Consider the following 12682-nt stretch of genomic DNA (forward strand, 5'->3'; position numbering starts at 1 on the left):
TTGCAAGCGACGACACAGCCCCTCATTCTTAAGGGCCTTTTGGCTACCGCACACCCCCATGGACCCTTCTCCTAGTACCAGCATCGCCACCTATTTCGCCGATGCCGGCCTGATCCTCTTCGCGCTTTTCCTCGTCCTGCTCAATGGCTTCTTCGTCGCCGCCGAGTTCGCCATGGTCAAGCTCCGCGCCACCCGCGTGGAAACCATCGCCAAGCAGCACGGCTGGCGCGGCGCCATCCTGCGCAAGGTTCACAACCAGCTGGACGCCTACCTGTCCGCCTGCCAGCTGGGCATCACCCTGGCCTCCCTGGGCCTGGGCTGGGTCGGCGAGCCGGCCTTCGCCGAACTCCTGGAACCGCTGCTGGCGATGATCGGCGTGCATTCCGACGAACTGATCCGCGGTATCTCCTTCTTCACCGCGTTCTTCATCATTTCCTACCTGCACATCGTGGTCGGCGAGCTGGCGCCCAAGTCCTGGGCGATCCGCAAGCCGGAACTGCTGTCGCTGTGGACGGCGGTGCCGCTGTACCTCTTCTACTGGCTGATGTACCCGGCGATCTGGCTGCTCAACGCCAGCGCCAACGCCATCCTCAAGATCGCCGGCCAGGGCGAGCCCGGCCCGCACCACGAGCATCACTACAGCCGCGACGAACTGAAGCTGATCCTCCACTCCAGCCGCGCCCAGGACCCCAGCGACCAGGGCATGCGCGTGCTGGCCTCGGCGGTGGAGCTGGGCGAACTGGAGGTGGTCGACTGGGCCAACTCCCGCGAAGACCTGGTCTACCTCGAGCACGACGCGCCGCTGGCGGACATCCTCGCGGTGATCCGCCGCCATAAGTACAGCCGCTACCCGGTCTGGGACAGCCACAAGGGCGAGTTCATCGGCCTGCTGCACATCAAGGACCTGCTGCTGGCGCTGTCCGCCCTGGACAGCCTGCCGGAGACCTTCGACCTCGACGAACTGGTGCGCCCGCTGGAGATCGTCACCAAGCACACCCCGCTGTCGCGCCTGCTGGAGCAGTTCCGCAAGGGCGGCGCGCACTTCGCCGTGGTGGAAGAGGCCGATCACAAGGTGGTCGGCTTCCTGACCATGGAGGACGTGCTGGAAGTGCTGGTCGGCGACATCCAGGACGAACACCGCAAGACCGAGCGCGGCATCCTCGCCTACCAGCCGGGCAAGCTGCTGGTGCGCGGCGACACACCGCTGTTCAAGCTCGAGCGCCTGCTCGGCATCGACCTCGATCATGTCGAGGCGGACACTCTCGCCGGGCTGGTCTACGACACCCTGAAGCGGGTGCCGGAGGAAGAGGAAGTCCTCGACACCGAGGGCCTGCGGATCATCGTGAAGAAGATGCGCGGTCCGAAGATCGTCCTGGCCAAGGTGGTCAAGCTCGACTGAGACGAGCCGGCGCCGCCACGGCGCCGGCGACTTTTCAAGGCTCGCGGACGATGGCGAAGTTCGGCAGGCTGTCGACCGGCTGGGCGAAGTCGTAGGGAATCGACTCCAGCGCCAGGCCGACGTTGCGCTGGATCACGAAGTGCAGGTGCGGCCCGCTGCTGTTGCCGGTGTTGCCGGAGCGCGCCAGCGGCGTGCCGACCTGGACCCGCTGGCCCTCGGCGACCAGTACCGAATGGCGCATCAGGTGCAGGTAGACGCCCATGGTGCCGTCGTCGTGCAGGATGCGGACGAAGTTGCCCGAGGGATTGTTGCCGCGCCCGCTCTGGTTGTTCTCGATCTTCACCACGGTGCCGCCGCGGGCAGCGATGATCGGCGTGCCCTCGGGCATGGCGATGTCCATCGCGTAGCGGCCCTTGGGGGTGAAGTGGCTGTACTTGCCATTGGCGCCCTGGGACAGGCGGAACGGCCCGCCGCGCCAGGGCAGCGGATAGCGATAGAGCAGCGGCTGCTGGCGCGGGTCGCCGAGCGCGTAACGCAGCTTCGGGGCGTAGCTCATCGGCTTGCCGGCCTTGCGCGGCGCCAGGGTCGCCAGGCGCACCTGGCTGCGCGCCGGGACCACCCAGCGAATCGGCCCGTCGGGCACCCCAACGGCATTGCGCGGGTTGCGGATCCGCAACTCGACCTCGACCGGCGCGTAGAGGTCGTTGCGCACCTGCAGGGTCTCGCCACCCGCGTGCTTCTTCGTCTCCAGCTTCACTTCCCGTTCCAGGTGCTCGACCATCCGGTCGCGGAAGACGAACACCTGCGCCCCGGCCACGGCGCGGTCGGAGTAGGTCACCACGCCATTGGCGTCGGTGTACTTGTAGATGGTCAGGGCCGCAGCCGGAGCTGCCGCGGCGAACAGGCCACAGAGAAGGAGAAGGCGCCCTAGCATGACTGCACGGATCGTGTCGTTCTGGTTATCCCGAATCGGCAAGACTAGCAGCGCTTTATTGCCAGGGCGAGACGACAGCGAGCGGGCTGTGAACGGATCGTCGGGAAAAAACCGCTCAGGCGCCGGGAACGTAGTGCTTCTGGGTACTTCCGCGGGCGATCAGGCGCGACAGGTAGTCGAGCTTCTGCGGGTCGCGGTCGACGAAACGCAGGGTCAACAGCAGCCAATCGCTATCCGGCTTCGGCTCCAGCGCGGCGATGGCGTGCAGGTAGCCGTTCAGGCGCGCCACGTCGCTGTTTTCCTCGAGGTCCAGCACCGCGCTTTCCAGCACCTGCGGCAACGGGTCGGCGCGCTTCACCACCAGTTGCGCTTCCTTCAGACTGACCGCCTTGATCACGCAGGGCATGCTGCTCTGCGGCAGGCGCAATTGCGCCTGCCCCAGCGGGTTGCCGCTGCCGGCGGGACGCGCGCTGGCCTGGGGAGCCGAAGCCGGCTTCGGCGCGGGGGCCGGTTTTGCCGGACTGGCGGCGGGCTTGATCACCTCGGCGCGACCACCGGTCAGGGCGGCCAGCGAATCGTTGGCCATGCCGCTGGCGATCTCCCGGCGCGGCGCGTGGGCCGCCAGGGCTTCCAGCTTGCCGCTGCGGCTCAGGGCCTTCTTGATCTTGGCCACCAGTTGGTCATTGGAGAATGGCTTGCCGATGTAGTCCGACACCCCGGCCTGGATCGCCTGGACCACGTTCTCCTTGTCGCCGCGACTGGTGACCATGATGAACGGGGTAGTCTTGAGGTTTTCCTGGGCACGGCACCAGGTCAGCAGTTCGAGGCCGGACATCTCCGGCATCTCCCAATCGCAGAGGATCAGGTCGACGTTCTGCCGACTGAGCAGTTGCTGGGCCTTGCGGCCGTTCACGGCCTCCTCGATATGAAGGCCGGGGAAGTTGTCGCGCAACCCTTTCTTCATCAGATCTCGGATGAAGGGGGCGTCATCCACCACTAGCGCGCTGACTTTGCTCATCGACTTCTCCTGGACAGGTCCGCCTAGGATAGCCTCCCCTGCTGGCAGGATGCCAAGCCTTGCTGCAGTCGCGCGAAGAAACAAGGCTCCAGGTCAAGGGAGCCTTGCCTGCGGAAGATCACTCGCCGCGGTTGTTCTCGACCTCTTCCTTCATGCGGGTCAGGCCGATGTGGCGAACGTCGGTGCCGCGAACCAGGTAGATCACCAGCTCGGCGATGTTGCGCGCATGGTCGCCGATGCGCTCCAGCGAGCGCAGGGCCCAGATGATGTTGAGCACGCGGGATATCGCCCGCGGGTCTTCCATCATGTAGGTGACCAGCTCGCGCAGGGCGGTCTTGTACTCGCGATCGACGGTCTTGTCGTACTGCGCCACGGACAGCGCCAGGTCGGCATCGAAGCGGGCGAAGGCGTCCAGTGCCTCCTGCACCATCTTCTGTACCTGGCTGCCGATGTGCCGAACCTCGACGTAGCCGCGCGGCGACTCGCCTTCCTCGCACAGCTGGATGGCGCGGCGGGCGACCTTGGAGGCCTCGTCGCCGATCCGCTCGAGGTCGATCACCGACTTCGAGATGCTGATGATCAGGCGCAGGTCGGAGGCCGCCGGCTGACGCCGGGCGAGGATACGCACGCACTCCTCGTCGATGTTGCGCTCCATCTGGTTGATCTGGTCGTCGATCTCGCGGACCTGCTGGGCGAGGCCGGAGTCGGCGTCGATCAGCGCGTTGACCGCGTCGTTGACCTGCTTTTCCACCAGCCCGCCCATGGCCAGGAGGTGGCTGCGCACATCCTCCAGCTCGGCGTTGAACTGCTGGGAGATGTGATGGGTGAGACTGTCTTTGTTGATCATGTGGGGAATCCTTCTGGAGCCGCTGCGACCGGTGACATCAACGAGCTACGGAGAGCGCCGGAGGCAGCGGTATCGCCGCGCCTCCGGACGCGCCGCTAGCCGTAGCGGCCGGTGATGTAGTCTTCGGTCTGCTTCTTCGCCGGGTTGGTGAACAGCGTATCGGTGTCGCCGAACTCGATCAGCTTGCCCATGTACATGAACGCCGTATAGTCGGAAACCCGCGCGGCCTGCTGCATGTTGTGGGTAACGATGACGATGGTGAACTTCGACTTCAACTCGTAGATCAGCTCTTCGATCTTCAGCGTGGAGATCGGGTCCAGCGCCGAGCACGGCTCGTCGAGCAGCAGCACTTCCGGTTCCACCGCGATGGTCCGGGCGATCACCAGGCGCTGCTGCTGGCCGCCGGACAGGCCGAGGGCGGACTCGTGCAGGCGATCCTTCACCTCCTCCCACAGCGCAGCCCCCTTCAGCGCCCACTCGACGGCCTCGTCAAGTACGCGCTTCTTGTTGATGCCCTGGATACGCAGGCCGTAGACCACGTTCTCGTAGATGCTCTTGGGGAACGGGTTGGGCTTCTGGAACACCATGCCGACGCGCCGGCGCAGCTCGGCGACGTCGACGCCCTTGGCGAAGATGTTGTGGCCATCGAGGCGAATCTCGCCTTCGACGCGGCAGCCATCCACCAGGTCGTTCATCCGGTTGAAGCAGCGCAGCAGGGTCGACTTGCCGCAGCCGGACGGGCCGATGAAGGCGGTCACGCGCTGCTTCGGAATGTTCATCCGGACGTCGAACAGGGCCTGCTTGGCGCCGTAGAACAGGTTCAGCCCGGGCACTTCCAGTTCGACACTTTCGGAAGCCAGGTCGAGGCTCTGGCGGTCGCGGCCGAGCGCATCGAAGTTGATGCCGTGGCTGGCGGTCTCGTTTTGCATGGGAAGCTCCCTCAATCAGTTTTCCAGGGCCTTGTACTTCTCGCGCAGGCGATTGCGGATCGCGATGGCGGAGAAGTTCAGCAGGGCGATCACCACGACCAGCAGCAACGCCGTAGCGTATACCAGCGGCCGTGCGGCCTCGACGTTGGGGCTCTGGAAACCGACGTCGTAGATATGGAAACCGAGGTGCATGATCTTCTGGTCGAGATGCACGTACGGATAGTTACCGTCGACCGGCAGCGACGGTGCCAGTTTCACCACGCCGACCAGCATCAGCGGCGCCACTTCGCCGGCGGCACGGGCCACGGCGAGGATCAGGCCGGTCATCATCGCCGGGCTGGCCATCGGCAGGACGATCTTCCACAGCGTTTCCGCCTTGGTCGCGCCGAGCGCCAGGGAGCCTTCGCGGACCGCGCGCGGAATCCGCGCCAGGCCTTCCTCGGTGGCGACGATCACCACCGGCACGGCGAGGATCGCCAGGGTCAGCGAGGCCCAGAACAGCCCGGGGGTACCGAAGGTCGGCGCCGGCAGGGCCTCGGGGAAGAACAGCCGGTCGATGGAACCGCCCAGCACGTAGACGAAGAAACCCAGGCCGAACACGCCGTAGACGATCGCCGGTACGCCGGCGAGGTTGTTCACGGCGATGCGGATCACCCGGGTCAGCGGCCCCTGCTTGGCGTACTCGCGCAGGTAGACCGCAGCGATCACGCCGAACGGGGTGACGATCAGCGCCATCACCAGGGTCATCATCACGGTGCCGAAGATCGCCGGGAAGATACCGCCCTCGGTATTGGCCTCGCGCGGATCGTCGCTGAGGAACTCCCAGAGCTTCTTGAAGTACACCGTCATCTTGGTGCCCAGGCCCATGGCGTTGGGCTGGTAGGCATGCACCAGCTTGCCAAGGGTGATTTCGCTCTCGCGGCCGCTGGCGTCGCGCATTACCACGCTGTCGCGGTTGAACTCCTGGTGCAGGCCGTTGAGCTGCTCTTCCAGGACCTTGTAGCGCGCCTGCAACTCGCTGCGCTCGGCGGCCAGGTCGGCCTGGGCGGCGGCGTCCAGCTTGCCGTCCAACTGCAACTTGCGCTCTTTCAGGCGCAGGCGCTCGAGACCGTGGTTGATCCCGCCGATGTCGCCCTTCTCCAGCTTGTAGAGCTTGGCGTAGAGGTCATCCACCCGCTGCATGCGCTTCTGCAGTTCGCCTACCGCGGCGTCGCCTTCGGCGACCACCTGGCCGTTCTCCTTGACGCTCAGCAGGTAGCCGTAGAAGTTGCCCCACTCGCGGCGTTCGAGAACCATCAGCGCTTCGGGACGCTTGATGTCCTGCAGCCACTCGCCGACGACCCAGGAGAAATCGCTGCCGTAAAGCTCGCGGTTGCCCAGCTTGAGCAGCTCGCGGGTCATGAATTCGGGGCCGGCCTCCGGGACCGGCATGCCGGCGCTGCGCAGGCGCGCGCGCGGTACTTCCTCGGCCTGGACCACCTCGCCGATCACGGTCTTGGCGGCTTCGCCAGGGATCTGGTAAGTCGCCTCGATGACGTTCGCCGGCCAGAAGTGGCCGAGGCCGCGTACCGCGATCACCGCCAGCAGGCCGATGGTCATGATCACCGCGATCGACACCGCGCCGGCGTTCATCCACACCCAGGGCGAGCCGCTGCCGAACCAGGCTTTGACGGTTTCCTGTTTCTGTTTCACAGAGCTATACCTCCGCCGCTTACAACGACGCGTATTTCTTGCGCAGACGCTGACGGATCAGCTCTGCCAGGGTGTTCATCACGAAGGTGAACGTCAGCAGTACCAGCGCCGAGAGGAACAGCACGCGGTAGTGGCTGCCGCCGACCTCCGACTCGGGCATCTCCACCGCGACGTTGGCCGCCAGGGTGCGCATCCCCTCGAAGATATTCACTTCCATCACCGGGGTATTGCCGGTCGCCATCAGCACGATCATGGTCTCGCCGACGGCGCGGCCCATGCCGATCATCAGCGCCGAGAAGATGCCTGGACTGGCGGTCAGGATCACCACGCGGGTCAGCGTCTGCCAGGGCGTGGCGCCCAGTGCCAGGGAGCCGTAGGTGAGGCTGCGCGGCACGCTGAAGATGGCGTCCTCGGCGATCGAGAAGATATTCGGGATCACCGCGAAGCCCATTGCCAGCCCGACGATCAGGGCATTGCGCTGGTCGTAGGTGATGCCCAGGTCGTGGCTCAGCCAGAGGCGCATGTCGCCTCCGAAGAAGGTGGTCTCCAGGTGCGGGCTCAGCCACAGGGCGAAGGCGCCGACGGCAAGCACCACCGGGATCAGCAGCGCGGCTTCCCAGCCGGCCGGCAGGCTCAGACGGATACGCTCGGGCAGGCGGCTCCAGAGCAGGCCGGCAAGAAGGATGCCCAGCGGCGTCAGCAACAGCAGGCTGAACACACCCGGCAGGTGGCCTTCGACGTAGGGCGCCAGGAACAGGCCGGCGAAGAAGCCGAGGATCACCGTCGGCAGCGCCTCCATCAGCTCGATCACCGGCTTGACCTTGCGGCGCATCGCCGGAGCCATGAAATAGGCGGTGTAGACGGCGGCCGCGATGGCCAGCGGAGCTGCCAGGATCATCGCGTAGAAGGCGGCCTTGAGCGTGCCGAAGGTCAGCGGCGAGAGGCTCAGCTTCGGTTCGAAGTCGGTGGTCGCGGCGGTGGACTGCCAGACGTAGGCCGGCTTGTCGTAGCTCTCGTACCAGACCTTGCCCCAGAGCGCGCTCCAGGAGATTTCCGGGTGCGGGTTGCTCAGGGCGAAGCGGTGGATCTTGCCACCCTGCTCCAGCAGCAGGCGGTTGGCCCGCGGCGACAGGGTGATGACCCCGGAAGAGTCGGCGACCGGCTGGACCAGCAGGGTACGGTGCGCGGTGCTGTGGAAGACGCCGAGGTTGCCCTTCTCGTCCAAGGCGATGAAGCCCTTGCGCCGTTGTTCCGGAGCGATGGCGCTGATCGGCGCGCCATCCAGGTTGAAGTCGCGAACGTGCGACAGGCGCGGTTCGCCGTCGGTATCGCGAGCCATGAACCACTGGGCGATGCCACCCTTGGAGTCGCCCACCAGCAGCGAGATGCCGCCCAGCAGCTGGGTGCTCGCGGTGACCTCGGCGTTGGGGTCTTCCAGCAGCTTGTAGCGACCGTTCAACTGGCGGCTGTGCAGGTCGAACACATCGGCGGTGGCACGTCCGTTGATCACGTACAGCCACTGCTTGCGCGGGTCGAGGTAGATGGCTTTCACCGGTTCGGCGATCTGCGGGAGTTCGATGCGCTCCTCGTCCAGCGTGCTTTCGCCGGTCAGCATGTTCTCTTCCCGAGTCATGCTCAACAGCAGCAGTTGCTTGTCGACGGAGCCAGCCAGCAGCAGGCTGTCGTCGCCGGCATTGATGCTCACATGCTCCAGCGGGCGGCCCTGCGGATCGAGACCGATCGGGGTCTCGCCGTAGGGGAAGGCGATCTCCGGGGTGATGGTCTTCTTGTTGTCCGGGTAGGTGACCTTGTAGGTGTGCTGGAACACCAGCACCTGTCCGTTGGACAGGCCCAGGGCGACCGTCGGGCTGCCCGGCTGGTCCTGGGCGATCGAGCGGATCTCGCTGCCCGCCGGAAGCGGCAGAGCGACACGCTTCAGTTCGACACCGGTCTTGGCGTTGAAGAAGAGAATCTCGCCCTGGCCGCCGACGCGCATGGCCACCTGGTTCTGCTCCTCGATGCTGAGCAGCAGGGGCACCTGCGCCTGCTGCATCCAGGCCGGAGTCAGCGCTTCGCGGGTCTCCAGGTCGGCGCCGCGGAACAGGGGGAGCACGACGTAGGCCAGGTAGAAGAAGATCAGGGTGATTGCCGCCAGCACGGCCAGGCCGCCGACCAGCACGTACCAGCGGGTCAGGCGGTCCTTGAGGGCACGGATGCGGCGCTTGCGTTGCAGGGCTGGCGTATTGAAGTCAATCCGCTCGGGAGCAAGGGAGGAGTTCATCGGGGAGTTGGCCATGTCGTTCATGGGGTGACACCCTAAAGGCTCTGTATGACAGACAGATGACAGCAACATGACGCAACAAAGCCCGCCAGCAGAGCCTCGCTGGCGGGAAAGGCCGGCGGATCCTAGCGCCCGCCGGCAGAGCCTTCATGCCTGGACGGCCCATCGCTGGGCCATCCGCTCAAGTCACTGGATTACAGGCCCAGTTCCTTGATCGCCTTCTCGGCCACCTTGGCCGGCAGCGGGATGTAGCCGTCCTTGACCACGACCTGCTGGCCGGTCTTGGACAGGACCAGCTTGAGGAACTGAGCCTCCAGCGGGTCCAGCGGCTTGTTCGGCGCCTTGTTCACGTAGACGTAGAGGAAGCGCGACAGCGGGTAGGTGCCGTTCAGGGCGTTCTGCTCGTTGTCCTCGACGAAGGCAGCGCCTTCCTTCTTGGCCAGGGCCACGGTCTTCACGCTGGCGGTCTTGTAGCCGATACCGGAGTAGCCGATGCCGTTCAGCGACTGGCTGACCGACTGCACCACGGAAGCCGAACCCGGCTGCTCGTTGACGTTCGGACGGAAGTCGCCTTTGCACAGGGCTTCTTCCTTGAAGTAGCCGTAGGTGCCGGAAACCGAGTTGCGGCCGAACAGTTGCACCGGCTTCTTCGCCCAGTCACCGGTCAGGCCCAGGTCGCCCCAGGTCTTCACGTCCTGCTTGCTGCCGCACAGGCGGGTAGCGGAGAAGATCGCATCGACCTGCTGCATGGTCAGGCCTTTGATCGGGTTGTCCTTGTGCACGAAGATCGCCAGGGCGTCGACAGCGACCGGGACGGCGGTCGGCTTATAGCCGTACTTCTGCTCGAAAGCCTGCAGCTCGACGTCCTTCATCTTGCGGCTCATCGGGCCCAGGTTGGCGGTGCCTTCGGTCAGGGCCGGCGGCGCGGTGGAAGAACCGGCAGCCTGGATCTGGATGTTCACGTTCGGATAGAGGCGCTTGTACTCCTCGGCCCACATGGTCATCAGGTTGGCCAGAGTGTCGGAGCCGACGCTCGACAGGTTGCCCGACACACCGCTGGCTTTCTGATATTCCGGCAGCGCCGGGTCGATCGCGGCTACCGCGGAAGCGGCGCCTACGCCTGCGGCGACGAACGTCAGGGCCGCCATCAAACGCTTGAGTTTCATGCCTTGCTCCTTGGACAGGATGGGGTTGGATGGAACGGGGGCCAGTATCGTCAGGCCGCATGAAGACTCTATGAAAGGAATGTGACAGTTGGATGAAATGCCATCAGCCTTCCGACATTTTTCCGCAAGCCTGGGGAGAAGCCCTGCCACACCCCTAAAAGCCTGGAAACACAAGGGCTCCAGCCTTTCACGGAGGGGCCGGGGAGGCCCTCTGGAGCGCGTTTTCGATCCGCCTGGGGGAGGTAGCCGTCCATCCGTTTCATGCAGGATGGGTAGTTTCCAGGGCAATTGTGACAGTCGCCGCCGGCATTCGCAGTCGAGAAAAGAAGCGAGGAAGCACGCCTTTTTCCGCGCGCAAAAGCAAAACCCCCGGTCATCGCTGACCAGGGGTTTTGGGATAGGAGCTTGACGATGACCTACTCTCACATGGGGAGACCCCACACTACCATCGGCGATGCGTCGTTTCACTTCTGAGTTCGGGAAGGGATCAGGTGGTTCCAACGCTCTATGATCGTCAAGCAATTCGGTTGGATATCCGTTCGCTTGGGCTTACGTCTATCCGGATTCAGGTATGTGATTTCAAGGTGTTTTGCGGTTCATGCGAACTTTCGGTTCGTCGACTTCACCTTACAACACACAATCATCAGATTGTTTGGGTGTTATATGGTCAAGCCTCACGGGCAATTAGTACTGGTTAGCTCAACGCCTCACAACGCTTACACACCCAGCCTATCAACGTCGTAGTCTTCGACGGCCCTTCAGGGGAATCAAGTTCCCAGTGAGATCTCATCTTGAGGCAAGTTTCCCGCTTAGATGCTTTCAGCGGTTATCTTTTCCGAACATAGCTACCCGGCAATGCCACTGGCGTGACAACCGGAACACCAGAGGTTCGTCCACTCCGGTCCTCTCGTACTAGGAGCAGCCCCTCTCAAATCTCAAACGTCCACGGCAGATAGGGACCGAACTGTCTCACGACGTTCTAAACCCAGCTCGCGTACCACTTTAAATGGCGAACAGCCATACCCTTGGGACCGGCTTCAGCCCCAGGATGTGATGAGCCGACATCGAGGTGCCAAACACCGCCGTCGATATGAACTCTTGGGCGGTATCAGCCTGTTATCCCCGGAGTACCTTTTATCCGTTGAGCGATGGCCCTTCCATACAGAACCACCGGATCACTAAGACCTACTTTCGTACCTGCTCGACGTGTCTGTCTCGCAGTCAAGCGCGCTTTTGCCTTTATACTCTGCGACCGATTTCCGACCGGTCTGAGCGCACCTTCGTACTCCTCCGTTACTCTTTAGGAGGAGACCGCCCCAGTCAAACTGCCCACCATACACTGTCCTCGATCCGGATCACGGACCAGAGTTAGAACCTCAAGCATGCCAGGGTGGTATTTCAAGGATGGCTCCACGCGAACTGGCGTCCACGCTTCAAAGCCTCCCACCTATCCTACACAAGCAGGCTCAAAGTCCAGTGCAAAGCTACAGTAAAGGTTCACGGGGTCTTTCCGTCTAGCCGCGGATACACTGCATCTTCACAGCGATTTCAATTTCACTGAGTCTCGGGTGGAGACAGCGCCGCCATCGTTACGCCATTCGTGCAGGTCGGAACTTACCCGACAAGGAATTTCGCTACCTTAGGACCGTTATAGTTACGGCCGCCGTTTACCGGGGCTTCGATCAAGAGCTTCGCTTGCGCTAACCCCATCAATTAACCTTCCGGCACCGGGCAGGCGTCACACCCTATACGTCCACTTTCGTGTTTGCAGAGTGCTGTGTTTTTAATAAACAGTCGCAGCGGCCTGGTATCTTCGACCAGCCAGGGCTTACGGAGTAAATCCTTCACCCTAGCCGGCGCACCTTCTCCCGAAGTTACGGTGCCATTTTGCCTAGTTCCTTCACCCGAGTTCTCTCAAGCGCCTTGGTATTCTCTACCCGACCACCTGTGTCGGTTTGGGGTACGGTTCCTGGTTACCTGAAGCTTAGAAGCTTTTCTTGGAAGCATGGCATCAACCACTTCGTCATCTAAAAGACGACTCGTCATCAGCTCTCGGCCTTGAAACCCCGGATTTACCTAAGATTTCAGCCTACCACCTTAAACTTGGACAACCAACGCCAAGCTGGCCTAGCCTTCTCCGTCCCTCCATCGCAGTAACCAGAAGTACAGGAATATTAACCTGTTTCCCATCGACTACGCTTTTCAGCCTCGCCTTAGGAACCGACTAACCCTGCGTCGATTAACGTTGCGCAGGAACCCTTGGTCTTTCGGCGTGGGTGTTTTTCACACCCATTGTCGTTACTCATGTCAGCATTCGCACTTCTGATACCTCCAGCAAGCTTCTCAACTCACCTTCACAGGCTTACAGAACGCTCCTCTACCGCGTCACTTACGTGACACCCGCAGCTTCGGTGTG

At 63.2% G+C, this 12682-nt stretch carries 8 protein-coding genes and 2 rRNA genes (1 of these 10 only partly in view); 1 reads left to right on the top strand and 9 read right to left on the bottom strand.

Annotated features, from left to right (window positions below):
• Positions 1-58 precede the first annotated feature (58 nt).
• Entirely contained in the window at positions 59-1399 is a 1341-nt protein-coding gene (locus ACYAF3_RS10195; RefSeq protein WP_003096655.1) for a hemolysin family protein, read from the top strand.
• A 34-nt stretch (positions 1400-1433) separates the two neighbouring features.
• Here the strand turns inward: ACYAF3_RS10195 and ACYAF3_RS10200 are convergent, their stop codons facing one another.
• The 9 genes from ACYAF3_RS10200 to ACYAF3_RS10240 all read right to left on the bottom strand — a co-directional run.
• The gene (locus tag ACYAF3_RS10200; RefSeq protein ID WP_003121317.1) at positions 1434-2333 is read right to left on the bottom strand and encodes a peptidoglycan DD-metalloendopeptidase family protein; all 900 of its coding nucleotides are present in this window, start codon (positions 2331-2333) and stop codon (positions 1434-1436) included.
• A 115-nt stretch (positions 2334-2448) separates the two neighbouring features.
• Entirely contained in the window at positions 2449-3351 is a 903-nt protein-coding gene (locus tag ACYAF3_RS10205; protein ID WP_003096657.1) for a response regulator, read from the bottom strand.
• A 118-nt stretch (positions 3352-3469) separates the two neighbouring features.
• Complete coding sequence (gene phoU, locus ACYAF3_RS10210; protein WP_003096661.1) at positions 3470-4198, bottom strand: phosphate signaling complex protein PhoU; 729 nt, start codon at positions 4196-4198, stop codon at positions 3470-3472.
• A gap of 95 nt (positions 4199-4293) precedes the next feature.
• A complete protein-coding gene (gene pstB, locus ACYAF3_RS10215; protein ID WP_003096663.1) occupies positions 4294-5127 on the bottom strand; it encodes a phosphate ABC transporter ATP-binding protein PstB in 834 nt (277 codons plus the stop codon).
• Between the two features lie 15 nt (positions 5128-5142).
• Positions 5143-6819, bottom strand: a complete 1677-nt coding sequence (gene pstA, locus ACYAF3_RS10220; protein ID WP_003096667.1) for a phosphate ABC transporter permease PstA — start codon at positions 6817-6819, stop codon at positions 5143-5145.
• A 19-nt stretch (positions 6820-6838) separates the two neighbouring features.
• Positions 6839-8872, bottom strand: coding sequence for an ABC transporter permease subunit (locus ACYAF3_RS10225; protein ID WP_003121319.1), 2034 nt, complete (start codon positions 8870-8872; stop codon positions 6839-6841).
• Positions 8873-9294: 422 nt separating this feature from the next.
• Positions 9295-10266 carry a phosphate ABC transporter substrate-binding protein PstS gene (gene pstS / locus ACYAF3_RS10230; RefSeq protein WP_003096673.1) on the bottom strand — a complete coding sequence of 324 codons (972 nt, stop codon included), beginning with the start codon at positions 10264-10266 and terminating at the stop codon, positions 9295-9297.
• Between the two features lie 403 nt (positions 10267-10669).
• Positions 10670-10785, bottom strand: a 5S ribosomal RNA gene (gene rrf, locus ACYAF3_RS10235).
• 144 nt (positions 10786-10929) lie between these two features.
• A 23S ribosomal RNA gene (locus ACYAF3_RS10240) occupies positions 10930-12682 on the bottom strand (it continues 1138 nt past the right edge of the window).

The sequence above is a fragment of the Pseudomonas sp. TZ252 genome (genome assembly GCF_056110345.1).